Here is a 24,534-nt window from a genome sequence, read left to right on the forward strand (position 1 = left end):
GAGGATCAGCCGGGCGGCAGCGCCTCGAGCACCAGGGATTCGGTCAGGATCTGCGGCAGCAGCGTGGGCTGGCCGCCGCCGGCGGGATAGACGAGGTAGAGTGGCACGCCCTCCCGCCCATGCGCGCGCAGCACGGCGGCGATGGCGGGGCCGCCATCGGTCCAGTCGCCCTTGAGATAGGCGATGTTGCGCTGCGCGAAGGCCTGCCGCACCGCCTCGCCCGAGAGGGCGACACGCTCATTCACCTTGCAGGTGATGCACCAGGCCGCGGTCATATTGACGAAGACGGGGCGGCCCTCGGCGCGCAAGGCGGCCAGCCGCGCCTCGGACCAGGGCTCTTCCCCGGGGATGGTGGCGGCGCCCACCGCGCCGGTCGCGGCCCGCGCGGCGCCGCCCAGCTGCGGCAGCAGGGCGAGTGCCGCCAGCAGGGCGATGGCGGCGCCGCCGCGCCCGGCCCAGCGGCCGCGCGGGCCGGAGGCCGCCTGCGCCCGGCCCAGCGCCCAGGCGGCGAAGCCCACCGCCAGCCCGCCGGCCAGGGCAGCGGCCAGCCCCTCGGGCCCGACCTGCTGCGCCAGCACCCAGAGCAGCCACAGCGCCGCGCCATACATCGGGAAGGCCAGGATTTCTTTCAGTCGTTCCATCCAGGCGCCGGGGCGGGGCAGGCGGTGGGCCAGGCCCGGAAACAGCGCCAGCAGCGCATAGGGGGCGGCCATGCCAAGCCCCATGGCGGCGAAGACCGCCAGCATGGCGGGGGGCGGCATCAGCATGGCGGCGCCGATGGCGGCGGCCATGAAGGGCGCGGTGCAGGGGGTGGCGACCAGCACCGCCAGCCCGCCGGTGGCGAAGCTGCCGAGATGCCCGCCGCGCGCCGCCGCGCCCGAGCCCAGCGCCACCGGCCCGCCGATCTGGAACACGCCGGAGAGGTTCAGCCCGACCGCCAGCATCAGCCAGCCCATGAAGGTGACAAACAGCGGCGAGGTGAACTGGAAGCCCCAGCCGGCGACGCCGCCCGCCGCGCGCAGCGCCAGCATGGCGCCGGCCAGCGCCAGGAAGGAGAGCACCACGCCGGCCGTGTAGCTGGCCGCATGGCCGCGCACCGTGCCGCGCGCCGCGCCGGAAAGCCGCGCGATGCCCATCGCCTTCATCGCCAGGATGGGGAAGACGCAGGGCATCAGGTTCAGGATCAGCCCGCCGAGGGCCGCCCATAGCGCCGCCTGCCACAGCGGCAGCGCGCTGCCCGGCGCGGCCAGCGGCGCCGGCACCGGGCCGGGCGTGGCGGAGATGGTGTAGGCGCCGCGCGCTCCGGCGGCGTCGGTCAGCACCAGCACGCCCTCGATCGGGCCGGCGGGAAGCGGGGCGGCGCCGCGCGGCAGAGCCAGGCGCAGCGCGCCATCGGCCAGCTGCATGGCCTGCGCGCCGGCATGGTCCAGCACGCCCCATTCGGCGGGGAAGAACTGCGCCTCCCGCAGCGTGCCGGGGGCGAAATCCGGGCTGTCCAGGCGCAGCGCGCCCGTCTGGCCCTCGAAGCCCAGGCTTGCCGGCCAGGGGGAGGGGCGGGGCAGGCTGGCCTCGGCCTGGCGGAAGGCGTCGGTCAGCGCCGGGTCGGGGCGGGCGGTGGGCTCCACCGGCAGGTCGAGGCGGAACACGCCCTCCTCCGGGATGCAGACCTTCTCGCAGACCAGCCAGCTGCCCTTCGCCTCGATGGTGAAGACCTGCCCAGGCTGCAGCTCGGAGGGCGGCGTCACCGTCAGCGGCAGCAGCACCTGGCCCTCATAGCCGTAATTGACCAGCGGGCCGAAGGGCATGCGGTAGGGGGCGGGCCAGTCGAAGCCGGTGGCGCTGGCGCCCTGCGGCAGGTCCAGCTCCAGCTCCGGCGGCGTGCCGGCATCGCCCGGATTCTTCCAGTAGGTGTGCCAGCCCGGCGCCAGCGCCTGCCGCAGGCCGAGGCGGAAGGGCTGGCCCGGCGCCACCGACTGCACCTCGGCCGCCAGCGTCATGCGGGCGCGCTCGCTGGCCACCGGCGCGCTTTCCAGCGCGGCGGCGGGGCGCGCCAGCGGCGCGGCCAGCAGGCTCAGCACCAGGCCGGAGGCCAGCAAGGGGAGCGGGCGGAACATGGAAGAATGGAAACCTTTTTTGCGGCCGCGAGGAAGACGCTTCTGCGTGACGAATCGTCACGCAGGGCGCCGCCGCGCCGGGGGGCGCCTCAGCCCGGGCGCGGCTGCATATAGGCCTCGACCTCCGCCCCTGTCAGCGCCCCGCGCGCGAAGCCGAAGCTGCCCTGGTCGCGGATCTCCAGCGCCGCGCGGTGCAGCGCGCCGAGCGCCGTGCGCGCCAGCGACCCGCCCAGGCTGATGCGCTTCACCCCGGCCTCCGCCAGCTCGGCCACGGTGAAGACCGGGCCCACCAGCCCCATCACCACATTCACCGGCCGGTCCAGCGCGGCGCACAGCGTGCGGATCTGGCCGATCTCGCGCAGCCCGGGGGCGTAGAGCACCTCCGCCCCGGCCTCGGCATAGGCCTGCAGGCGGCGGATGGTGTCGTCGAGGTCCGGGCGCCCATGCAGGAAATTCTCCGCCCGCGCGGTCAGCAGGAAGGGCAGGCCGCGCGCCGCCTCGGCCGCGGCGGCGACCCGCTCCACCGCCTGGTTGAAATCATAGATCGGCCGGGCGGGATCGCCGCTGGCATCCTCGATCGAGCCGCCGACCAGCCCCACCGCCGCCGCCTCATGCAGGGTGCGCACGCAATCCTCGGGGCGGTGGCCGAAGCCATTCTCGAGGTCGGCGGAGACGGGGAGGTCGACGGCCTCGACGATGGCGCGGGCATTGGCCAGCGTCTCCTCCCGCCCCGCCGCGCCATCGGGGCGGCCGAGCGAGAAGGCCAGGCCCGCGCTGGTGGTGGCCAGGGCGGCGAAGCCGAGGCCCGCCAGCAGCCGGGCGCTGCCGGCATCCCAGGGGTTGGGGATGATGAAGGCGCCGGGTGCGGCATGCAGGGCGCGGAACCGCGCCAGCTTCTCCTCGCGGGCCTGGCCCATGGCGAGTCTCTCCCTGTTGGCGTCCGTGAACAAAAACAGAATAGACGGGTTTGGCGCGGGGGCCAGTGGCTTTGCGCGGCCATCCCCGCCGCCCTGGCCGGGCCGGCCGCGGATGCGCTACAGCCGCGCGCATGGATGCCCTGCCGGAACTGCCCGTCACCGAAGCCCTGCCGCGCCTGATCGAGGCGCTGCGGCAGGGTCCGAACGCCGTGCTGGTGGCGCCGCCCGGCGCCGGCAAGACCACTTTGGTGCCGCTTGTGCTGCGCCACGAGGCCTGGGCGGACCGACAGAAAATCGTGGTGCTGGAGCCGCGCCGGGTTGCCGCCCGCGCCGCCGCCCGCCGCATGGCGGAGCTGCTGGGCGAGCCGCTCGGCCAGACGGTGGGCCTGGCCACCAGGCTGGAGCGCGCCGTCTCCGCCGCCACGCGGATCGAGGTGGTGACGGAAGGGCTGCTGGTGCGGCGGCTGCAGACCGATCCGGGCCTCGAGGGCACCGCCGCCGTGCTGTTCGACGAGGCGCATGAGCGCAATCTCGATACCGATCTGGCGCTGGCGCTCTGCCTCGATTTGCAGCGCGGGCTGCGGCCGGAGCTGCGCCTGCTGGCCATGTCCGCCACCATCGAGGCCCAGGGTTTTTCCCAGCTGCTCGGTGGCGCGCCGGTGATCGAGAGCCTCGGCCGCGCCTATCCCGTCGCGGTGCATCACCGCCAGCGCGACATCCAGGAGCCGCGCGACCTGCCCGAGGCGATGGCCAGCGCCATCCGCAGCGCCCTGGTCGAGCATCCGGGCGATGTGCTGGCCTTCCTGCCCGGCTGGAGCGAGATCCGCCGCACCGCCGAGCGCCTGGGCGGGGTGAAGGCCGAGGTGCTGCCGCTGCATGGCGAGCTGCCGCCTTCCGAGCAGGACCGCGCCCTCAACCCGTCAGCGAACCGGAAAGTGGTGCTGGCGACCTCGATCGCCGAGACCTCGCTGACCGTGCCCGGGGTGCGCATCGTCGTCGATGGCGGCTTCCGCCGCGCGCCCCGGCTGGACCCGGCCACGGGGCTGGCGCGGCTGGCGACCTTGCGCATCTCCCGCGCCGCCGCCGAGCAGCGCGCCGGCCGCGCCGGCCGCACCGAGCCCGGCGTCGCCATCCGCCTGTGGAGCGAGGCGCTGCATCGCGGCCTGCCGCTCGCCGACCGGCCGGAAATCCTCGAATCCGAACTCTCCGGCCTGGCGCTGGATTGCGCCGCATGGGGCAGCGATCCCGCGGAGATGGCCTTCCTCGACCCGCCGCCGGCGGGGATGCTCGCCGCCGGCCGCGCCCTGCTGCGCGACCTCGACGCGCTGGACGGGGAAGGGCGCATCACGCCGATGGGGCGGCGCATGGCGCGCATGGGCACGCATCCGCGCCTGGCCCGCATGATGGCCGAGGCCTCGGATGCCGAGGAAGCCGCGCTGGCCGCCGAGCTCGCCGCCCTGCTGGAGGAGCGCGACCCGATCCGTGGCCGCGAGGCACCGTCGGACATCCAGCTCCGCCTCGACCTGCTGCATGGCGCGGACGACCCGAATGCCGACCGTGCCGCGCTGGGGCGAATCCGGCGCGGCGTGACGCTGCACCGCCGGCGGCTCGGCGTGCCCGGCGGCACGCAGGCGTCCGGCGATGCCGGGCTGCTGCTGGCGGCCGGCTTCCCCGACCGCATCGCGGCGAAGCGCGGCAGCATGGATGGCGCCTTCCGCCTGGCCTCGGGCCAGGGCGCGCGGCTGCCCGCCACCGACCGGCTGGGCCGGTCGCCGCTGCTGGCGGTGGCCGATCTGGAACTGGCCGGCACCGAGGCCCGCATCCGCATGGCCGCGCCCCTGACCCGCGAGGCCCTGGAAAAGAAATTTCCGGAGCGGCTGGTGCGGGAGGAGGGCGCGGCCTTCGACGCCCGCGCCGGCGCGGTGGTGGCGCGGCGGCGGCTGCGGCTCGGCCCGCTGGTGCTGGAGGAGGCGACGCTGCCGCATGCCGACCCCGCCCTGCTGGCCGCCGCCCTGGCCGAGGCGGCGGCGGGGCGGGGCTTCCGCGATCTCGACTGGTCCAATGCCGCGCTGCAGACCCGCGCCCGCATCGCCTGGATGCGCCGCGCCGAGGGCGGGGAGTGGCCCGATGTCTCGGAGGAGGCGCTGGCGGCGGGCGGCGGCGCGTGGCTGGTGCCCTGGCTGTCGGGGCTGACCAAGCTGTCGCAGCTGAAATCGCTGGATGCGGTGGCGATGCTGCGCGGCCTGCTGCCGCACCCCCTGCCGCGACGGCTGGATGCCGAGCTGCCGCCGCGGCTCGACCTGCCGGGCGGGCGCAGCGCCGCCATCGACTATACCGGCGAGGTGCCGCGGCTGGAGGCGCGGGCGCAATTCCTGTTCGGCCTGGCTGGCCTGCCGAAGCTGGCGGGGGGGGAAATCCCGCTGCAGGTGGCGCTGCTTTCCCCGGCCGGGCGGCCGATCGCCGTCACCGCCGATCTCGCCGGTTTCTGGAAGGGCGCCTGGGCGGATGTGCGCAAGGATATGCGCGGCCGCTACCCGAAGCATGACTGGCCGGAGGATCCTTCCCGCTGAGAATCCGGCGTTCGGCGGGCGCGACGGAACCCCTGGCCGCCGCCGCCGTTCCCAGCGCACAGGGTGATGATCCTGGGTGCTTCAGCCATCCCCCCGGCTTGAAGCCAAGCCCAGGGTAGGCCCACATTCGTCGCGTCCCGGCGCCCATCTCGCGCCGATCAAGGAAGACCGCCCGATGCCCGCCCCCCGCCGCATGATCCTGGCCGGACTGGCCACCCTGGCCCTGGCCCCGCTCGCCCCCTCGCTCTCGCCCCTTGGCGCGCGGCCGGCGCTGGCGCAGCGCGCCGTGCTGCCGGATTTCGCCGATCTGGCCGAGCAGGTGCTGCCCGCCGTCGTCAACATCGCCGTGCTGTCCGAGCAGACCACGACGCAGATCCCGCCCGAGCTGCGCGGCACGCCCTTCGAGCGCTATTTCCGCGAGCGGCGCGGCAGCCAGCAGGTGCAGGGCGCGGGCTCCGGCTTCATCATCGACCCGGCCGGCTACATCGTCACCAACAACCATGTGGTCGGCAATGCGGTGCGGGTCGTCGTCTCGCTGCAGAACGGCACCGAGATGCCGGCCCGCGTCGTCGGCACCGATGAGCTGACCGACCTGGCGCTGCTGCGGGTGGAATCGCGCACGCCGCTGCCCTCCGTTGCCTGGGGCAGCTCGGCCAGCCTGCGCGTCGGCTCCTGGGTGCTGGCGGCGGGCAACCCGTTCAGCCTGGGCGGCACCGTCACCTCCGGCATCGTCTCCGCCCGCGGGCGCGAGATCGGCGCCGGGCCGTTCGACGATTTCATCCAGACCGATGCCGCCATCAACCCGGGCAATTCCGGCGGGCCGCTGTTCAACACGGCGGGCGAGGTGATCGGCATCAACACCGCCATCTACTCGCCCTCCGGCGCCTCGGCCGGCATCGGCTTCGCCACGCCCTCGGATCTGGCGCGCGGGGTGATCGAGCAGCTGCGCCGCGACGGGCGGGTGGAGCGCGGCTGGCTCGGCGTCGCGGTCGAGGATATGGGCGAGGAGGCGATGCCCGGTGGGCGCAACCGCGGCGTGCAAGTGCGCAGCGTCGAGCGCAACAGCCCCGCCGCCCGCGCCGGCCTGCGCGCCGGCGACATCGTCACGGCGCTGAATGGCGAGCGCATCGAGACCTCCCGCGCGCTGATCCGCAGCGTCGCCGGCACGCCGCCGGGGCAGACGGTGCGGCTGTCGCTGACCCGCGAGGGCCGCTCGCGCGACATGGCGGTGCAGGTCGGCCGCCGCCCCTCGGGGCCCTGAGGGGGGCCTGCGGCAGAACCCGGGGGCGGCCCGGTCGGGGGCGGCCACCGGGCCGGCCCCGGCCCGCCGGCGCGCTGCCCTGCGCCCCTCGCAGCCCCGCCCCGCTCGCCGCCGGCATGGCGAAGGTTGGCGTTTGAGTTGCGAGTGATTATGGATTGCGCGCTTCCCAGGGAAGGGCCGCTTTCTGTGACGTCTGCCCAAGCTTCCGCCCGCCCGGCCTGCCGCCACGGCGCGGGCCTTCGCCGCCATCCGGCCTCGCTCCGCCACGCCCCGCCGCGGGCGGGCGGCCGATGAGCGCCGGGCTGAGCCTGGCCGCGCCGGGCGCCGCCGCCGCCGGCTATCGCGCGCTGCTGGCGCGGCGCATCGCCGTGCTGGTGGGGCTGGTGGTGCTGCTGACGGCCTCGCTGCTGCTCGACATCGCCACCGGCCCGTCGCGGCTCGGCCTGTCCGATGTGGTGCGGGTGCTGCTGAACCCGTCCAGCGCCAGCGGCCCGGTCTCGGTCATCGTCTGGGATGTGCGGCTGCCCTACGCCATCATGGCGGTGCTGGTGGGCGCCGCCCTGGCCCTGGCGGGGGCCGAGATGCAGACGGTGCTGAACAACCCGCTGGCCAGCCCCTTCACGCTGGGCGTCTCCTCCGCCGCCTCGCTGGGCGCGGCGCTGGCCATCGTGCTGGGCGTCGGCCTGCCCTGGGTGCCGCAGGAATGGCTGCTCTCGGGCAATGCCTTCCTGTTCGCCTTCGGCTCGGTGCTGCTGCTGCGCACCCTGTCGCGGCTGCGCGGGGCGGGGGTGGAGGCGCTGGTGCTGTTCGGCATCGCCCTCGTCTTCGCCTTCAACGCCGCCGTGGCGCTGCTGCAATTCGTCGCCACCGAGCAGGCGCTGCAGCAGCTGGTGTTCTGGTCGATGGGCAGCCTGGCGCGCGCCACCTGGAGCAAGATCGGCATCATGGCGCTGGCGCTGGCCGTGGCGATTCCGTTTTCCGCCCGCGCCGCCTGGAAGCTGACGGCGCTGCGGCTGGGGGAGGAGCGGGCGCTGTCCTTCGGCATCAATGCCGACCGGCTGCGCGACGCGGCGCTGCTGCGCGTCTCCCTGCTCTCCGGCGTCTCGGTCGCCTTTGTCGGCACGATCGGCTTCATCGGCCTGATCGGCCCGCATGCGGCCCGCCTGCTGGTGGGGGAGGACCACCGCTTCTTCCTGCCGGCCGCCGCGCTGTGCGGCGCGCTGCTGCTGTCCTTGTCCTCGCTGGCCAGCAAGATGCTGGTGCCCGGGCTGCTGATCCCGATCGGCATCGTCACCGCGCTGGTCGGCGTGCCGGTGTTTGTGGCGCTGGTCTTCACCCGCGGCCGCCGTGCCGGCTGATGTTGACGCCGGTGGGCAGCGCCCACCGGCCCTGACAGAAGAAAGAAGGGGGCCTGGGGGAATTCCTTCCCCCAGCCTTGCCCTGGAGACTGCCCCGATGCGGCTCGAGATTTCCGGCCTGACCCTCGGCTATGGCCGCCGCCCGATCCTGACCGATGCCTCGCTGGAGGCGCTGCAGGGTGGCGGCATCACCGCGCTGGTCGGCCCCAACGGCGCCGGCAAGTCCACCCTGCTGCGCGGCCTGGCCGGGCTGCTGCCGGCGAAGGGCTCGGTGCGGCTGGACGGGCAGGAGATGGTGGGCCGCCGGCTGGAGGAGCGGGCGCGGCACATCGCCTATATGCCGCAGAGCCTGCCGCAGGGCGTGGCGCTGACGGTGCTGGAGGCGCTGCTGGGCGCGCTGCGGGCCAGCCCGACCGCGGAGGGGGTGCTGTCGGCCCAGGCCGCCACCGACCGCGCCGTGCATCTGCTGGAGCGGCTGGGCATCGGCCATCTGGCGCTGACCGCGCTGGACCGGCTCTCGGGCGGGCAGCGGCAGCTCGCCGGCCTGGCCCAGGCGCTGGTGCGCCGCCCGCGCGTGCTGCTGCTGGACGAGCCGACCAGCGCGCTGGATCTCCGCCACCAGCTCTCGGTGATGGCGCTGGTGCGGGAGCTGACGCGCCAGCACGGGCTGGTCACGGTGGTGGTGCTGCACGACCTGGCGCTGGCGGCGCGGTTCTCGGACGCGGTGGTGATGATCGCGGGGGGTGCCATTCGCGCCCAGGGCAGCCCGGAGGCGACGCTGACGCCGGCCATGCTGGCCGAGGTCTATGGCGTCTCGGCGCGGGTCGAGCGCTGCTCGATGGGGCACCTCCAGGTGCTGGCGGATTCGCCGCTGCCGGGCTGAGCCCGCCGGAGCGGGGCGGATGACGCGGTCATTGCGAACCGGTCACTTTCCCGCCTCTGGCGCGGCGGCGCGGCGCGCGGCATGTTGGCCGGCCCGGCGCCGCCCCGCCGGGAAGGCGATCCCGCAGGATCGCCGGGGGCGGCGCCGCCATGAGGAGTTGGCACCATGCGTATCCTGCTGGTGGAAGACGATGCCGAGGTCGGCCGCTTCGTGAAGAAGGGGCTGCAGGAAGCCGGGCACACGGTCGAGCACGCGGCCAATGGCCGGGACGGGTTGTTCATGGCGGCGGGCGAGAGCTTCGACCTGCTGGTGCTGGACCGCATGCTGCCGGGCGGGGTGGACGGTGTCCGCCTGGTGGAGACGCTGCGCGGCCAGGGCAACCACACGCCCGTGCTGTTCCTCTCGGCGCTGGCCGGGGTGGATGAGCGGGTGAAGGGGCTGAAGGCCGGCGGCGACGACTACCTGGTCAAGCCCTTCGCCTTCGCGGAACTCCTGGCCCGCGTCGAGGCGCTGGGCCGCCGCCCGGCGGTGGATGCGCCGGCGACGCGGCTGAAGGTCGCCGATCTGGAGCTGGACCTGCTGTCGCGCACGGTGACGCGGGCGGGGCGCAAGATCGACATCCAGCCGCGCGAATTCCGCCTGCTGGAGCATCTGATGCGCCATGCCGGCCAGGTCGTCACCCGCACCATGCTGCTGGAGAAGGTGTGGGACTATCATTTCGACCCGCAGACCAATGTCATCGACGTGCATGTCTCCCGCCTGCGGCAGAAGCTGGACAAGGGCCAGGACAAGCCGCTGATCCACACGGTGCGCAACGCCGGCTACATGATCCGCGCCGAGCCCTGAGCCCGGTGCCCGGCTGAGGGAAGCGCATGCCGCACCGGCGCAAGCAGTATCCGGGCCCGCTGTGGCGGCTGCTCTCCTCGGCGGGGTTCCGCTTCGCGACGCTGTTCGCGGCGCTGTTCCTGGCGGCGGGGCTGGCCTTCGCCGGCGTGCTCTGGTGGGGCACGGCCGGCACGCTGGAGCGGCAGACCGATGCCGCGATCCGCGCCGACGCCCATGCCCTGGCCGAGCGCTGGCGCGATTCCGGCGCCGATGGCGCGGTGGAGGCGATCGGCGAGCGGCTGGCCCTCGATGCCGAGGGGCAGTCGCTCTACCTGCTGCTGGACCCGCGGGGCGGGCGGCTGGCCGGCAATCTCGCCGCCCTGCCGCCGCAGGCCGAGGCGCGCTCCGGCGCCGGGTGGTACCGGCTCAGCCTCGACCATGACGAGGACGCGCCGGGCGAGGCGCGGCTCTATGTGCTCGACCTGCCGGGGGGCGCGACGCTCGCCGTCGGGCGCGAGGTCGGCGAGAAGCAGCGGCTGCGCGCCCTGCTGACCGAGGGGCTGGCCTGGGCCGCCTGCGCCGCGCTGCTCTTCGCGCTGCTCGGCGCCTGGCTGATGCGGCGCGCGCTGGAGCGGCGGCTGAGCCCGGCGGCCACCACCGCCGCGGTGATCGCCGGCGGCGATCTGTCGCACCGCGTGCCGCTCTCCCTGCATGACGACGAGTTCGACCGGCTGGGCGCCAGCATGAACGCCATGCTGGACCGCATCGCGCATCTGATGGACGGGGTGCGCGGCGTGTCGGACGCCATCGCGCATGATCTGCGCACGCCGATCTCGCGCGCCCGCTCCGGGCTGGAGGAGGCGCTGATCTCCGACAGCGACGACCCGGCGGTGCTGCGCGGCGCGATCGAGCGCGGCATCGCCGATCTCGACAACGTCACCCGCGTCTTCCAGGCGGTGCTGCGCATCGCCGAGGTGGAGGCGGGCGCCCGCCGCGCCGCCTTCGCGCCCTTCGACCTGGCGCTGGTACTGGCCGATGCGACCGAGCTGTACGGCGCCTCGGCCGAGGCGCGCGGCCAGGCGCTGCAGACCGAATGGCCGGAAGCGCTGCCGCTGGTGGGCGATCGCGACCTGCTGCTGCAGGTGCTGGCGAACCTGCTGGACAATGCGGTGAAGTTCACCCCGCCCGGCGGCACCATCAGCGTCTCGGCCGAGCGCGAGGCGGAGGCGGTGGTGGTGCAGGTGGCGGATGAGGGCCCCGGCCTGGCGCCGGAGGACCGGCAGCGCGTCGGCGAGCGCTTCTTCCGCACCGACCAGGCGCGCACCACGCCGGGCTCCGGGCTCGGCCTGTCGCTGGTGCGGGCGGTGGTGCAGCTGCATGGCGGCGCGCTGTGGTTCGAGGATGCCGGCGGCCCGCCGGAGCGGCCCGGTCTGCGGGTGCTGTTCCGCCTGCCGGCGACCCCCGACGGGACGGCATGACCCCCTCTTCATCCGCTGCCCATCGGGGGGTAGGGGCCTCCGCGTCAGTATGGTGTCCATGCTGTTGCGCCTGCCCTGCCTGCTGGCCCTCACGCTGGCCGCCCTGCCGGCCGCGGGGGCCGAGCTGCGCCTCCTCACGCCGAGCCTCGCCTATTGCGACGAGCTCAGCACCCGCTATGCGCGGCTGCCGCGGGCGCGGCAGGAGGTGGCGCGCGGCCTGGCGGTGGAGGGCGCGCGGCTCTGCCGCGACGGCTATGTGCGCACCGGTGTGGCCAAGCTGCGCCGGGCGCTGCGCGCCGCGCAGCCGCCGCGCGAGCAGCTGGCCGAGGATCCCGGCTGACCCGTCCGGCCTGGCGTCTCCGCCGGCATGAGGCGGCCGGCCGCCACGCTGGCCACGGCGCTGGCCGGGGCCGGGGCGCTGTGCGTCGGCATCGGGCTGGCGCGCTTCGCCTATGTGCCGATCTTCCCCGCCATGGTCGCCGCCGGCTGGGTGGATGGCGGCGGGGCCGGGCTGCTCGGCGCCTGCAATTTCTCCGGCTATCTCGTGGGGGCGCTGGGCGGGCGGTGGCTGGGCCGGCGGCTCGGCGTGCCGCGCGCGCTGGATGCCGGCATGGTGCTGGCCCTGCTCTGCTTCCTGGCCTGCGCGCTGCATTGGGGCGGGGTGTCGGGGCTGCTCTGGCTGGCGCTGTGGCGGGCGCTGGCGGGGGTGGCGGGCGGGGTGCTGATGGCGCTGGCCGGCCCGGCCGTGCAGGCGGTGACGCCGGTGGAGGGGCGTGGCGCGGCGGGGGGCGTGGTGGTCTCGGGCGTCGGTGCCGGGGTGGTGCTGGGGGCGCTGGCGGTGCCGGCGCTGCGGCCGGCGGGGGTGGAGGCGATCTGGCTCGGCCTGGCGGCGCTGACGCTGCTGCTGTGGCTCTGGCTGCGGCCGCGCTGGCCGGACCCGCCGGCGGCCGAGGTGATGCGGCTGCCGCAGGCGCAGGCGGTGCCGCGTGCGGCGGCGCTGATGACGGCCTATGGGCTGTCGGCGGCGGGGATGGCGGCGCCGATGGTGTATCTGGCCGATCTCGGCGCGCGCGGGCATGGGCTGGGGCCGCTGGCGCTGGGCGCGCTGTGGGCGCTGTTCGGGCTGGGCGGGGTGGCGGGCACGCTGCTGGGCGGGCGGGCGGTGGGGCGCATCGGCGGCCGCGCGACGCTGCTGGTCTGGCTCACGGTGCAGGTGGCGGCGCTGCTGGCGGCGCTGGGGCCGGGCGGCGGCTTCGTGCTGCTGGCGGCGCTGCTGGGCGGGTTTTCCGGCATCGGCATTTCCGCCGTGGCGCTGGGCGCGGTGCGGCAGCTATCGGGGGTGGCGGCGGGGCTGCTCTGGGTGCGGGCGACGGCCTTGTATGCGCTGGCGCAGGCGCTGACCGGCTTCGTGCTGGCGGCGCTGTTCCGCGCCAGTGGCGACAGCCATGCGCTGGTCTTTGCGGTGGCGCTGGCGCTGTCGGTGCTGGGCCTGCTGGTGGCGCTGCGGGTGCCGCGGCTGCGCCCCTGATGGCGGGGTCCGGGGGGACCCTGTCCCCCCGGCGGGGCCAGGGGCGGAGCCCCTGTTTTTTTGACTTATGCTGCCGGAAAGATATCCCCGATCCGCGCCGTCTCCGCCCAGTTCGGCGCCTGGTCCTTGTCGACCAGCACGGAGCGCACCCCTTCGGCGAAATCCGGATGCTGGGTGACCGGCCGGGTCAGGGCCAGTTCCAGCGCCAGGCAGGCGGCGAGATCCAGCGCCGCGCCGCGCCGCAGCAATTCCAGCGTGACGGCGACGGAGGTGGGGGAGACGCGGCGCAGGATGGCCAGCTGCTCGCGCGCCCAGTCGGTGTTCTCGGCTTCCAGCGCCGCCTCGATGCCGGCGCGGTCGGGCTGGCCGAAGCAGCGGGCGATGGCCGGGCGCAGCGCGTCGATGCGGGTCTCGCCGGGCGCTTCGGCGAAGCGGTCCAGCACGGCGATGTCGCCGCTTTCCAGCAGCGCCTCGCGCAGCGCGGGGAGGCGTTCGCGCGGCACGTAATGGGTGGCGAGCCCGGCGGAGACCGCCTCCGCCCCCTTCAGCCGCGCGCCGGTCAGCGCGATCCAGCGGCCGAGCCCGCCCTCCGGCCCGCCCGGCAGGCGCGGCAGGACATGGCTGGTGCCGACATCGGGGAAGAGGGCGATGGCGGTCTCCGGCATGGCCAGCAGCGCGTGCTCGGTGACGATGCGGTGGCTGCCATGCACCGAGACGCCGAGCCCGCCGCCCATGCAGACGCCGTCGATCAGGCTGACCCAGGGGCGGGGGAAGGACGCGATGGCGGCGTTGACGGCGTATTCGCGGGTGAAGAAGGCGGCGACCGCCTCGGGCCTTCCCTCCAGCACGTCGAGCCGCACCTGGCGCACATCGCCGCCGGCGCAGAAGGCGCGGTCGCCGGCGCCCTCCAGCAGCACCAGGCGCAGCGAGGCATCGTCGCGCCAGGCGGCGATGGCGGCGGCGAAGCCGTCGATCATGGCCAGGTCCAGCGCGTTCAGCGCGCGCGGGCGGTTCATCAGCAGGCGGCCGACTTCTCCCTGCGGCCCCTCGCGGGTGGCGACCAGGCTCTGCGCGGCATCGTCCATTCGGCATTCCTCCATTTCTTGTCGGCGCCCAGGGTCGCGGGAAGGGGAGCGGTTGACAACCCGCCCCGGGACGGGAATGGCTGGGGCCGTGCTCAGGAGAGGGTCGACCTGGATGGCTGAGGCTCTGGTCCGGTTCGAGGGGGTGAAGAAGGCCTATGGCCCCGCCGCCTCCGGCTATGCGGTGCGGCAGCTCGACCTCGAGGTGATGAAGGGCGAGCTGCTGACGCTGCTCGGCCCTTCCGGCTCGGGCAAGACGACCACGCTGATGATGCTGGCCGGCTTCGAGATGCCGAGCGAGGGGCGCATCCTGCTGGAGGGGCGCGACATCGCGCGCCTGCCGCCGCACCGGCGCGGCATCGGTGTGGTGTTCCAGTCCTATGCGCTGTTCCCGCATATGAGCGTCGCCGAGAATGTCGCCTTCCCGCTCGAGGTGCGCGGCGTGCCGAAGGCCGAGCGGACGGCGCGGGTGCAGCGGGCGCTGTCGATGGTGCGGCTGGAGAATTTCGGCGAGCGGCGGCCGCAGCAGCTTTCGGGCGGGCAGCAGCAGCGCATCGCGCTGGCCCGCGCCATGGTGTTCGAGCCGCCGATCGTGCTGCTGGACGAGCCGCTGGGCGCCCTGGACAAGGCGCTGCGCGAGGAGATGCAGTACGAGATCCGCGCGCTGCACCAGCGGCTGGGCCTGACCATGATGTATGTGACGCATGACCAGGCGGAGGCGCTGACGCTGTCGGACCGCATCGCGGTGTTCGAGGGCGGGCTGGTGCGCCAGCTGGCGCCGCCGCGCAGCATCTATGAGGCGCCGGCCAATGCCTTCGTCGCCGGCTTTGTCGGCGAGAACAACCGGCTGCCCGGCCAGGTGGCGGCGGCCGAGGACGGGCTGGTGCGGGTGAAGCTGGATTGCGGGCCGGAGGTCTGGGCGCGGCCGGTGGATGCCGGCGGCCCCGGCAGCCGCTGCATCGTGGCGGTGCGGCCGGAGCGGGTGGCGGTAGCCCCGGTCGCCGCCGAGGCGCTGGACGACTGGGCGCTGCCGGCGACCCTGCGGGAGGCGATCTTCCAGGGCGACCATGTGCGGCTGCGCCTCGGCCTCGGCGAGGGGGGCGAGATCCTGGTCAAGCGCGCCATCGGCGGCGGCCAGCTGCCGGAGCCGGGCGGCCCGGCGGCGCTGGCCTGGGAGGCCGAGCACGCCCACGCCTTCGCGGCGTAACGGCGTAACGGCGTAACGGCGGCTGGCGCGGCTCAGCAGCGCAGCGCGTCGTGCACCAGCGGCGCGGCCTCGCCCTGGCGTGCGGCGGGGGAGAGGCGGTCCAGGTGGTCGAAGACCCGCGCCTCGCGCTCATGCGGTTTCAGCGGCGGGCCGGGGCAGCGCGGCGCGCCCGGCTGCAGGGCCTCGAGATAGGCGGCGGCGCGCTGGCGGCCGGCGGAGCCCGGCGGGGTGCGCAGCGCGTCATGCAGCGCGGCGCCGGTCATCGGGCCGGGCGCCTCGGCCCGGGCGGGCGGGGCGGCGGCCAGCAGCAGCAGGCCCAGGGCGGGGGCGGTCAGTCGGCGCATGCCAGGGCTGTAGCCCGGCCGCGCCGCGCGGCCGAACCACGATGCGGCGAGACGCCCCAGGGCGCAGCGCCGGGGTCCACGCCCCGGCGCGCCCCGGGCGCGTCAGACGCCCAGCGTGCCGGCCTTGGCGGCGGCGTAGCGCTGGCCGATCTTCTCCCAGTCCAGCACGTTCCACCAGGCGGCGAGGTATTCGGGCCGGCGGTTGTTGTATTTCAGGTAGTAGGCGTGCTCCCACACATCGTTGCCCATCAGCACGCGCTGCCCGTCCATCAGCGGCGAATCCTGGTTGGGACGGCTGGCCAGGCTCAGCTTGCCCTCGCGATCGACCAGCACGAACACCCAGCCCGAGCCGAAGACCCGCGCGCCGGTGCCGTTGAAGTCGGTGCGGAACTTCTCCATGCCGCCGAGATCGCGGTTGATCGCCTCGGCCAGCTCGCCCGAGGGGTTGCCGCCGCGGCCGCCCATGATCTGCCAGAACATCGAGTGATTGGCATGGCCGCCGCCATTGTTGCGCAGCGCGGTGCGGATGCCCTCCGGCGCCTCGCCCAGCTTCGCCAGCAGCTCCTCCAGCTTCAGGCTGGCCAGCTGGCCGTGGTCCTTCAGCAGGGTGTTCAGATTGGTGATGAAGGCGGCGTGGTGGCGGCCATGGTGCAGCTCCATGGTCGTGGCGTCGATATGCGGCTCCAGCGCGTTGGTGGCGTAGGGCAGGGCCGGCAGGCTGAAGGGGCCGGCCGCCGGGGGCGGGGCGGCGGCCGGCGCCGCGGCCTGGGCGAAGACACGGCCCGGCAGCAGCCCGGCGGCCAGCAGCGAGCCCGCCGCGAACAGGGCGCCGCGGCGCGCGATCAGAGGGGTGGTCATGCGTGATCTCCCTGGGTCCGGCCGGTTAACACCCCAGCGGGGGGCGGGATGCAGGGCCGTCCGCCCCCGCCTGCCGAAGATGGGAGGCGCGCGGCGGACCGCCAGGGCCACGCCGCATCGTTCAGCGCAGCTCGGCGCCGCCGCCCATGCGCTCGACCAGGAAATCGATGAAGGCACGGATGCGCGCCGCCAGATGCCCATGCCCGATATAGAGGGCGTGGATCAGCTCGACATCCTCGGCATTGTGCTCCTCCAGCACCGGCACCAGCCGGCCGGCATCGATCTCGGCCTGCACATGGAAGCGCGCCAGCCGCGCCAGGCCGAGCCCGGCCAGGCAGAGCTGCCGCAGCGTCGGGCCGTTGTTGGCGCGGAGATTGCCCGGCGTCGCCTCGGTGGAGAGGCGCCCCGTCTCCGGGTCGCGGAAGGGCCAGCCGCCGGCGCGGTGGCGGAAATTGAAGCCCAGGCAATTGTGCGCGGCGAGGTCCTGCGGCACCTGCGGCGTGCCGTGTCGCGCCAGATAGGCCGGCGATGCCACCACCACGCGGCGGGAGCGCAGCACCAGCCGCGCCTTCAGCGCCGAATCGCGCAGCGCGCCCGCCCGCAGCGCGATGTCGGTGCGCTCCTCCATCAGGTCGACCAGCCCGTCGGTCAGCGACAGGTCGAGGGTGATGCCGGGATAGCGCTCCAGGAAGACCGGCAGCAGCGGCACCAGGCATTGCGTGCCGAAGCCCACCGTGGCGCTGACCCGCAAGGGGCCGCGCGGCAGGGCGCCGGCGGCCACCAGCCGCTCGGTCTCCTCGATCTCGGCCAGCAGGCGGCGGGCGCGGGCGAGGTAGATCTCCCCCTCCGCCGTCGGCCGCAGGGCACGGGTGGAGCGCAGCAGCAGCGGCGTGCCGAGCCGGTCCTCCAGCCGGGAGACCAGCCGGCTGACGGCCGAGGGCGTCAGCCCCAGCCGCCGCCCGGCAGCCGAGAAGCTGCCGAGATCGGCCGCCAGCAGCACCGCCTGCATCTCTCCCGCGCGGTTGTCCATCGCCACTGCCTTTGAATCAGAGTCACAGATCCTGGCGCATTATGCCGCGTTATCGCGCGGAAGGGGCAGGGGCATATCGGCCGGTGACACGGGCGGCCGCCCCTTCGCGGCCCTTTCTGCGGGATCTTCCCATGCCTCTGGCCATTTTCGCGCTGACCGTCGCGGCCTATGCGATCGGCACGACGGAATTCGTCATTGTCGGCCTGCTGCCCACGGTGGCGGCCGATCTCGATATCACGCTTCCCCTCGCCGGGCTGATCGTCAGCGTCTATGCGCTGGGCGTCACCTTCGGCGCGCCGGTGCTGACGGCGCTGACCGGGCGGCTCGGCCGCAAGGCGCTGCTGCTCGGGCTGATGGCGCTGTTCGTCGCCGGCAACAGCGCCGCCGCCCTGGCGCCGGACTATCCCACCCTGCTGGCGGCGCGGGTGCTCTCCGCCTTCGCGCATGGCGTGTTCTTCTCGGTGGGAGCGACCATCGCCGCCGATCTGGTGCCAGAAGACCGGCGCGCCTCGGCCATCGCCATGATGTTCATGGGGCTGACGGTGGCGATCGTCACCGGCGTGCCGCTGGGCACCTGGATCGGCCAGAATTTCGGCTGGCGCGCCACCTTCTGGGCGGTGGCCGGGCTGGGGCTGGTGGCCTTCCTGGCCATCCTGCTGCTGCTGCCCGCGCGGCTGCGCCAGGCGCCGCCGGCGCGGCTGGCCGAGCAGCTGCGCGTGCTGGGCAGCGCCCGGCTGCTGCTGGTCTTCGGCATGACGGCGCTGGGCTATGGCGGCACCTTCGTCACCTTCACCTATCTCTCGCCGCTGCTGCAGCAGGTCAGCGGCTTCGGCGAGGGCAGTGTCAGCCTGATCCTGGTGTTCTACGGCCTGGCCATCGCAGCGGGCAACCTGGCCGGCGGAAGGCTGGCCGACCGCAACCCGGTGCGGGCGCTGAGCTGGCTGTTCGCGCTGCAGGCCGCGGTGCTGGCGCTGCTGACGCTGACCGCGCCCAGCCCGGCCCTGGCGCTGGCCACCCTCGCGGCGCTGGGCTTCCTGTCCTTCGCCAATGTGCCCGGCCTGCAGCTCTATGTCGTGCAGCTGGCGCGGCGGCACCGGCCGGAGGCGGTGGATGTCGCCTCGGCGCTGAACATCGCGGCCTTCAACCTCGGCATCGCGCTGGGCGCCTGGACCGGCGGGCAGGTGGTGGCCTCGCCGCTCGGCCTCGGGGCGACGCCCTGGGTCGGGGCGGTGCTGGTGGCGCTGGCGCTGGGGCTCACGCGGTGGTCGTCGCGGCTGGATAAGGCAGTGGCAGCCTAGAATCTTCTTTTTCTGAAGAAAAAGATTTCTTCCAGTTTCGCGTCCCGCCTCAGGCCCAAAGCGGGACGCTCACTGAAAAAAGTTTTTTGGTTCTTTTTTCCAAAAAAGAACCCTTCCTGAACTTCACTTCGAACAGAAGGTTCTGTTCCCATGATTCATGAAACACCGCTGGTGTCCGCGCAGGGCGCCGCCATTCCCGCGCTCGGCCTCGGCACTTTCCGCATGCCCGGCCCGGATGTGCTGCGCATCGTCCCGGCCGCCCTGGCGCAGGGTTTCCGGCATCTCGACACCGCGCAGATCTATGGCAACGAGGCCGAGCTGGGCGAGGCCATCGCCGCCTCCGGCACGCCGCGCGGCGAGATCTTCCTGACCACCAAGGTCTGGGTGACGAACTACGCCGGCGCCGCCTTCCGCGCCTCGGTCGAGGAGAGCCTGCGCAAGCTGCGCACCGACCATGTGGACCTGCTGCTGCTGCACTGGCCGAATGAGGCGGTGCCGCTGGCCGAGCAGATCGGCGCGCTGAACGCGGTGCGGCAGGCGGGGCTGGTGCGGCATATCGGCGTCAGCAATTTCTCCACCGCCCTGCTGGCCGAGGCGCGGCGCCTGTCCGACGCGCCGCTGGTCACCAACCAGGTCGAGTACCATCCCTATCTGGACCAGGGGCCGGTGCTGGGTGCGCTGCGCCAGGCCGGCATGGCGCTGACCGCCTATTACGCCATGGCCGATGGCAAGGTGCTGCAGGACCCGCTGCTGCGCGACATCGCCGCCCGCCATGGCCGCAGCGTGGCGCAGGTGGTGCTGCGCTGGCTGGTGCAGCAGCCCGGCGTGGTGGCGCTGAGCAAGACGGCGCGGCCCGAGCGCCTGGCCGAGAACGCCGCCATCTTCGACTTCGCTCTCGATGCGGCGGAGATGGCGGCGATCCATGCCCTGGCGCGGCCGGATGGCCGGATCGTCAGCCCCGAGGGGCTGGCGCCGGCCTGGGACTGACGCCCGGGGCTAGTGCGGCTGGCGGCGGCGAAGCAGCGTCACCGCCACCAGCAGCAGCACCGAGATCAGCACCAGGATCATCGCCGCGGCCATGATCGTCAGGCTGATGGAATCGTTCAGCCCGGAGAACATCTGCCGCGGCAAGGTGCGCTGGGCGGGGCCGGCGATGAAGAGCGCGATCGCCACCTCGTCCAGCGAGGTGGCGAAGGCGAAGACCCCGCCGGCGGCGACGCCGGGCATGATCTGCGGCAGGCAGACGCGCCAGAAGGCCCGCGAAGGCGAGGCGCCGCAGGAGGCCGCGGCGCGCAGCTGCACCGCGTCGAATTGCTGCAGCGACGCCAGCACGGTGACCACCACGAAGGGCGCGCCCAGCGCCGCATGGCCCAGCACCAGGCCGGTGAAGGAATTGGTCAGGCCGAGCGGGCCGAAGGCCAGCAGCAGCGCGACGGCGACGATGATCGCCGGCACCACCATGGGCGCCAGCAGCACCGCCATCACCAGCGTCTTGCCGGGGAAGGGGGCGCGCCACAGGCCGAAGGCGGCCAGCGTGCCCAGGCTGCCCGCCACCAGCGCGGCGCCGGCGCCGACGCGCAAGCTGTTCCACAGCGCCGGCAGCCAGAAATCCGAGGCCCAGAAATCGGCGTACCAGCGCAGCGACAGGCCGGGCAGCGGATAGAACAGGAAGGAGCCGGCGGAGAAGGACAGCGGCAGCACCGCCAGCACCGGCGTCAGCAGGAACAGGATGGCGAGCAGCCCCACCAGCCAGAGCAGGATGCGCGGCGCCTTCATGCGGTCTTCACCTTGCCGAAGCCGACCAGCCGGGCATAGAGCGCGACCATCAGCGCGACGGCGGCCAGCAGCAGCAGGGACAGCGCCGCCGCCATGCCCCAATTGACGGTGCGGGACGCGTAGAAGGCCACGAAATAGGGCACCATCTGGTCATTGGCGCCGCCCAGCAGCGCGGGCGTGACGTAGAAGCCCAGCGCCTGGATGAACACCAGCAGGCAACCGGCGCCGACGCCCGGCAGGGAGAGCGGCAGCGACACGCGCAGGAAGGCGGTGAGCGGCGTGGCGCCGAGCGACAGCGCCGCGCGCGGCAGCCGCCAGTCCAGCGCCTTCAGGCTGGCATAGATGGGCAGCACCATGAAGGGCAGCAGGATATGCACCATGGCCAGCAGCACGGCGCCGCGATTGTAGAGCAGCGGCAGCGGCTCGGCCGTGAGCTGCAGGGCGGAGAGGGCGGCATTCACCACGCCTTCCCGCTGCAGCAGCACGGTCCAGGCGGCGGTGCGCACGATCAGGCTGGTCCAGAAGGGCAGCAGCACGCCGCCCAGCAGCCAGGGCGCCCAGCGCGGCGGGGCGGTCGCGATCAGCCAGGCCAGCGGATAGCCGATGGCCAGGCAGATCAGCGTCGCCAGCGCGCCGATCCACAGCGTGCGCCACAGGATGGCGCGGAAGATTCTTTCCTGCTCGGGGGCGGCGCCGATGGCGCCCGCCGCGTCGCGCTTGAGGTCCAGCACGGCGAGCAGGTTGAAATCGGAATAGGGCCCGCCGGCGCGGCGGATCGCGGCCCAGGGGCCAGGGCTCGCCCAGTCCTCGCTGATGCCGCGCAGCGCCTCGCGCGGATTGCCCTCCAGGCTGCCGGCGCGGCGGGCGGTCATCGGCAGCAGGCTGCGGAAGCCGGGCCAGTCGGCGTTCAGCCGCGCCGCGGCGCGGGCGATGCTGCCGGCGCCGCTTTCCTGGTCGCGGGCGCGGGCCTCGCGCAGATCCTCGATCAGCGCGGCATGGGCGGCGTCACCCGGCAAAGCGCGGCCATCCCAGCCGGACAGCGCGGCGACGCTGCGCGGCAGAACGGGCGCCACATCCGTCTCCTGCACGGCGCGCAGCAGGAAGGCGCCGATCGGCAGCACAAACACCGCCAGCAGGAAGAGCAGCAGCGGCGCCACCAGCGCCGCCGCCATCCAGCGTCTCTGCACGCTTACCGCGACACCCAGTTGTTGAAGCGCTGGTTCAGCCGGTCGAGATTGTCGAGCCAGAACTGGTCGCTGATCTGCAGCGCGCCCTCGGCATTGGCCGGGGTGGTGGGCAGGTTGGCCAGCACCTCGGCCGGCAGCCCGTCCTGCGCGCCGCGCGCCGTCGGGCCATAGGGGATGCGCGGCGGCAGCTGGGCCTGCAGCTGCGGCTGGCTGACGAAGCGGATGAAGTCGAGCGCGCGCTGGCGGTTCGGGCTGCCCTTCATGATCACCCAGGAATCCAGGGTGAACAGGTTGTTGGCCCAGGCGATGCCGAAATTGCGCCCGTCATTCTGGTTGGCGGCGGTGATGCGGCCATTATAGGCGTTGGTCATGGCGACCTCGCCGCTGGCCAGCAGCTGCGCCGGCTGGCTGCCGCGCTCCCACCAGACGATATACGGCTTCAGCGCGTCCAGCCGGCGGAAGGCGCGGTCGACGCCGGCCGGGGTGCCGAGCACGCGATAGACCTCGCCGGGCGGCACGCCATCGGCCAGCAGCGCGATCTCCAGTGTCACCTTCGGGCCGCGGCGCAGGGCGCGCTTGCCGGGGAAGCGGGTGGTGTCGAAGAAATCCGCCCAGTTGCGCGGGCCATCCGGCATGCGGGCGCGGTCATAGGCCAGCACGAAGGAGTAGAGGATGTTGCCGACGCCGCAATCGCTGACCGCCTGCGGGATGAAATGGTCGCGCCCGCCGATGGCGGAGAAATCCATCCGCTCGAACAGGCCTTCCTCGCAGCCGAGCAGCAGCTCCTCGCTCTCGACCTGGACGACGTCCCAGTTGTTGGCGCCGGACTGGATCTTGGCGCGCAGCACGCCGACGCCGCCATCCCAGGTCTCTTCCAGCAGGCGCGTGTTCGTCTGCTGCTGGAAGGGCCGGAAGAAGATGTCGCGCTGGGCGTCCTGATAGGCGCCGCCCCAGGAGACGACCGTGAGGTCGCGCTGCTGGGCCGCGGCGCCGCCGGCCAGAAGGGTGGCACCAAGCGCCAGAACGGCGCCGAATTGTCTCCGCAGCATCCCTGCACTCCCCATCGCCATGTCAATCCGGCGTGCTGGAGGGAAGGGTAGAACCGTCAAGCCAAGGTGCGAAGGGGTGATTTAGCGGGGCGAGCCCTTGGCCAGCCACTGCGGCAGGGTCATGTCGTTCAGCGCGGGATTGTTGGCGCGCGCCTGAATGAAGGACATCGTGTAGTAATACATCATGTTGCCGCCCTGCACCTGGTCGAGCTGGCCGTCCTCCAGCGCGCTCTGGGTGCTGTCGCTTTGCGCCACGGCCTGCTCCAGCGCGGCGCGCGGCACGGCGTAGCCATCCTGGCGCAGCCGGCGCTCCAGGCTGTCGAGATCGGCGGCGCCGGCATAGCGCTCGGCCAGGGCCGGCTGGTGGCGCAGCGCCTCGGCCAGGCGCCGCAATTCGGGATGGGGAAGGCTCTCGGCGGCGCCAGGCATCGTCTCTCTCCTGCGGCGGCGGCTTGCTGCCACCGACCCGCAGGCTAGGGGCCGGGGGAGGCGCCGGACAGGCTGCCTCGTCTCGTTTCCCTGTCGCCCCGTCTCAGCCGAAGAGCAGCCCCCAGAGCAGCGGCAGCAGCAGGGCGGTGGCCAGCGCGTTCAGCCCCATGGCCAGCCCGCTGAAGGCGCCGGCCGTGGCATTGACCGAGATGGCCCGCGCCGTGCCGAGCCCATGCGCCGCCGTGCCCATGGCCAGGCCGCGGGCGCGCCAGTCCCGCACCCGGGCCAGGTTCAGCGTCAGCGGCCCGAGCGTGGCGCCGACCACGCCGGAGGCCAGCACCACCGCCGCGGTCAGCCCCGGCAGGCCGCCGATCTGCGCGGCGATGCCCATGGCGACGGGGGTGGTGACGGAGCGCGGCGCCAGACTCGCCGTCACCTCGGGGGCGGCGTGCAGGGCGAGGCCGATCGCCACCCCGACCGAGGCCGCCACCAGCCCGCCGCAGATGGTCGCCACCAGCGCCGCCAGGGCGGAGCTGCGCACATGCTGCCATTGCCGGTAGAGCGGCACGGCCAGCGCCACCGTCGCCGGGCCGAGCAGGAAATGCACGAATTGCGCGCCCTGGAAGTAGCTGCGGTAGTCGATGCCGGTGAGCAGCAGGGCCGCCGCCAGGAGGGCCACCGCGAACAGCACCGGATTGGCCGCCGGATGCCAGCGGCACAGCGCGGCCAGCTTCAGCCCCGCCATCCAGGCCAGCAGCGTGGCGGTCAGCGCCGCCAGCGGGTCGCGCGCCAGATAGACCCAGATCTCCTGCAGGTCGACCATCAGCCATGCCTCCGCATCAGCCGCTCGGCGAACCAGCCGGTGAAGCCGATGCCGGCCAGCGTGCCGGCCAGCACGGCCAGCGAGAGCGGCGCCCAGTCGCGCGCCAGCTGCGGCAGGTAGACCACGACCCCGACCCCGGCCGGCACGAAGAGCAGGCCGAGATGGGTCAGCAGCGTGTCGGCGGTCTGGCCGAGGCCGGGGGCGCCGGGCGCCTCGGGCTCGGCGCCATCGTCGCGCAGCCGGTCGCGCAGCAGCAGGCCCGCGAAGAGCAGCGCCATGCCGATCACCGGCCCCGGCACCGGCAGATGCAGGGCGCGGGCGGCGACCTCGCCGCAGAGCTGGCAGAGCAGCAGGAGGGTCAGGCCGCGGATCATGCGCCGGCCCGCCGGGCCAAGGGGAGGGAAGCGCGGGGGAAGAGGGAAGCGAGGGGGGAGAGGGGCTGCATGCTGGGGCACTCCGCAGGGCTCGGCGAGCCCTGGATCATCGGCCCTTGCTGCGCTGCAATAAAGGCCGCGAG

Annotated in this window: 22 protein-coding genes and 1 pseudogene; 11 read left to right on the forward strand and 12 right to left on the reverse strand. The window is 73.8% G+C overall.

Translation table 11 applies throughout. The annotated features are described in order from the left end of the window. Window positions 1–5: 5 nt before the first annotated feature. Window positions 6–2,114 carry a protein-disulfide reductase DsbD family protein gene (locus tag QE401_RS04585; RefSeq protein WP_307137086.1) on the reverse strand — a complete coding sequence of 703 codons (2,109 nt, stop codon included), beginning with the start codon at window positions 2,112–2,114 and terminating at the stop codon, window positions 6–8. Between the two features lie 89 nt (window positions 2,115–2,203). Then, complete coding sequence (locus tag QE401_RS04590; RefSeq protein WP_307137087.1) at window positions 2,204–3,031, reverse strand: isocitrate lyase/PEP mutase family protein; 828 nt, start codon at window positions 3,029–3,031, stop codon at window positions 2,204–2,206. 131 nt (window positions 3,032–3,162) lie between these two features. Between QE401_RS04590 and hrpB the strand changes: the two genes are divergently transcribed. From hrpB to QE401_RS04630, 8 genes and pseudogenes are all read left to right on the forward strand, one after another. Beyond that, on the forward strand, window positions 3,163–5,601 hold the full coding sequence (gene hrpB, locus QE401_RS04595; protein WP_307137088.1) for an ATP-dependent helicase HrpB: 2,439 nt from the start codon (window positions 3,163–3,165) through the stop codon (window positions 5,599–5,601). 175 nt (window positions 5,602–5,776) lie between these two features. Next, entirely contained in the window at window positions 5,777–6,862 is a 1,086-nt protein-coding gene (locus tag QE401_RS04600; RefSeq protein ID WP_307137089.1) for a trypsin-like peptidase domain-containing protein, read from the forward strand. 290 nt (window positions 6,863–7,152) lie between these two features. Further along, window positions 7,153–8,220, forward strand: coding sequence for a FecCD family ABC transporter permease (locus QE401_RS04605; RefSeq protein ID WP_307137090.1), 1,068 nt, complete (start codon window positions 7,153–7,155; stop codon window positions 8,218–8,220). Between the two features lie 100 nt (window positions 8,221–8,320). Further along, window positions 8,321–9,103 (forward strand): annotated as a pseudogene (locus QE401_RS04610) (ABC transporter ATP-binding protein); the annotation flags it as partial. Between the two features lie 165 nt (window positions 9,104–9,268). Further along, window positions 9,269–9,949: a winged helix-turn-helix domain-containing protein gene (locus QE401_RS04615; protein WP_271135811.1), complete on the forward strand. Its 681-nt coding sequence runs from the start codon at window positions 9,269–9,271 to the stop codon at window positions 9,947–9,949. A 26-nt stretch (window positions 9,950–9,975) separates the two neighbouring features. Then, window positions 9,976–11,406: a sensor histidine kinase gene (locus tag QE401_RS04620; protein ID WP_307137092.1), complete on the forward strand. Its 1,431-nt coding sequence runs from the start codon at window positions 9,976–9,978 to the stop codon at window positions 11,404–11,406. Between the two features lie 58 nt (window positions 11,407–11,464). Beyond that, complete coding sequence (locus QE401_RS04625) at window positions 11,465–11,746, forward strand: hypothetical protein (protein ID WP_307137093.1); 282 nt, start codon at window positions 11,465–11,467, stop codon at window positions 11,744–11,746. Between the two features lie 27 nt (window positions 11,747–11,773). Further along, complete coding sequence (locus tag QE401_RS04630; RefSeq protein ID WP_307137094.1) at window positions 11,774–12,934, forward strand: YbfB/YjiJ family MFS transporter; 1,161 nt, start codon at window positions 11,774–11,776, stop codon at window positions 12,932–12,934. A 65-nt stretch (window positions 12,935–12,999) separates the two neighbouring features. Here the strand turns inward: QE401_RS04630 and QE401_RS04635 are convergent, their stop codons facing one another. Then, window positions 13,000–14,019, reverse strand: a complete 1,020-nt coding sequence (locus QE401_RS04635) for an enoyl-CoA hydratase/isomerase family protein (protein ID WP_307137095.1) — start codon at window positions 14,017–14,019, stop codon at window positions 13,000–13,002. Between the two features lie 112 nt (window positions 14,020–14,131). On the opposite strand from QE401_RS04635, the gene QE401_RS04640 reads away from it, so the two are divergent. Beyond that, on the forward strand, window positions 14,132–15,223 hold the full coding sequence (locus QE401_RS04640; protein ID WP_307137096.1) for an ABC transporter ATP-binding protein: 1,092 nt from the start codon (window positions 14,132–14,134) through the stop codon (window positions 15,221–15,223). Between the two features lie 32 nt (window positions 15,224–15,255). On the opposite strand, the gene QE401_RS04645 is transcribed toward QE401_RS04640, so the two are convergent. The 3 genes from QE401_RS04645 to QE401_RS04655 all read right to left on the reverse strand — a co-directional run bounded on the left by QE401_RS04645 (window position 15,256) and on the right by QE401_RS04655 (window position 17,455). Further along, window positions 15,256–15,567 (reverse strand): hypothetical protein, encoded by a 312-nt coding sequence (locus QE401_RS04645; protein ID WP_307137097.1) that lies wholly within the window; start codon window positions 15,565–15,567, stop codon window positions 15,256–15,258. A gap of 102 nt (window positions 15,568–15,669) precedes the next feature. Further along, window positions 15,670–16,425 (reverse strand): superoxide dismutase, encoded by a 756-nt coding sequence (locus QE401_RS04650; protein ID WP_307137098.1) that lies wholly within the window; start codon window positions 16,423–16,425, stop codon window positions 15,670–15,672. A 121-nt stretch (window positions 16,426–16,546) separates the two neighbouring features. Continuing rightward, complete coding sequence (locus QE401_RS04655) at window positions 16,547–17,455, reverse strand: LysR family transcriptional regulator (RefSeq protein WP_307137099.1); 909 nt, start codon at window positions 17,453–17,455, stop codon at window positions 16,547–16,549. Between the two features lie 131 nt (window positions 17,456–17,586). Here QE401_RS04655 and QE401_RS04660 point away from each other — a divergent pair, with 131 nt between their 5' ends. Beyond that, window positions 17,587–18,753, forward strand: a complete 1,167-nt coding sequence (locus tag QE401_RS04660; RefSeq protein WP_307137100.1) for an MFS transporter — start codon at window positions 17,587–17,589, stop codon at window positions 18,751–18,753. 171 nt (window positions 18,754–18,924) lie between these two features. Next, entirely contained in the window at window positions 18,925–19,740 is an 816-nt protein-coding gene (locus QE401_RS04665; RefSeq protein WP_307137101.1) for an aldo/keto reductase, read from the forward strand. Between the two features lie 9 nt (window positions 19,741–19,749). Here QE401_RS04665 and QE401_RS04670 read toward each other — a convergent pair whose 3' ends face one another. From QE401_RS04670 to QE401_RS04695, 6 genes are all read right to left on the reverse strand, one after another. Further along, window positions 19,750–20,529, reverse strand: coding sequence for an ABC transporter permease (locus tag QE401_RS04670; RefSeq protein WP_307137102.1), 780 nt, complete (start codon window positions 20,527–20,529; stop codon window positions 19,750–19,752). Beyond that, window positions 20,526–21,716: an ABC transporter permease gene (locus tag QE401_RS04675; protein WP_307137103.1), complete on the reverse strand. Its 1,191-nt coding sequence runs from the start codon at window positions 21,714–21,716 to the stop codon at window positions 20,526–20,528. The genes QE401_RS04670 and QE401_RS04675 overlap by 4 nt, the downstream gene beginning before the upstream one ends. A gap of 2 nt (window positions 21,717–21,718) precedes the next feature. Next, window positions 21,719–22,765, reverse strand: a complete 1,047-nt coding sequence (locus QE401_RS04680; protein WP_307137104.1) for an ABC transporter substrate-binding protein — start codon at window positions 22,763–22,765, stop codon at window positions 21,719–21,721. 81 nt (window positions 22,766–22,846) lie between these two features. After that, the gene (locus tag QE401_RS04685) at window positions 22,847–23,194 is read right to left on the reverse strand and encodes an RNA 2'-phosphotransferase family protein (protein ID WP_307137105.1); all 348 of its coding nucleotides are present in this window, start codon (window positions 23,192–23,194) and stop codon (window positions 22,847–22,849) included. 103 nt (window positions 23,195–23,297) lie between these two features. Next, the gene (locus QE401_RS04690) at window positions 23,298–24,017 is read right to left on the reverse strand and encodes an LrgB family protein (RefSeq protein ID WP_307137106.1); all 720 of its coding nucleotides are present in this window, start codon (window positions 24,015–24,017) and stop codon (window positions 23,298–23,300) included. Beyond that, complete coding sequence (locus QE401_RS04695; protein ID WP_307137107.1) at window positions 24,017–24,391, reverse strand: CidA/LrgA family protein; 375 nt, start codon at window positions 24,389–24,391, stop codon at window positions 24,017–24,019. The genes QE401_RS04690 and QE401_RS04695 overlap by 1 nt, the downstream gene beginning before the upstream one ends. Between the last annotated feature and the right edge of the window lie 143 nt (window positions 24,392–24,534).

Source organism: Pseudoroseomonas cervicalis (genome assembly GCF_030818485.1).
GTDB classification, from domain to species: Bacteria; Pseudomonadota; Alphaproteobacteria; order Acetobacterales; family Acetobacteraceae; genus Pseudoroseomonas; species Pseudoroseomonas cervicalis_A.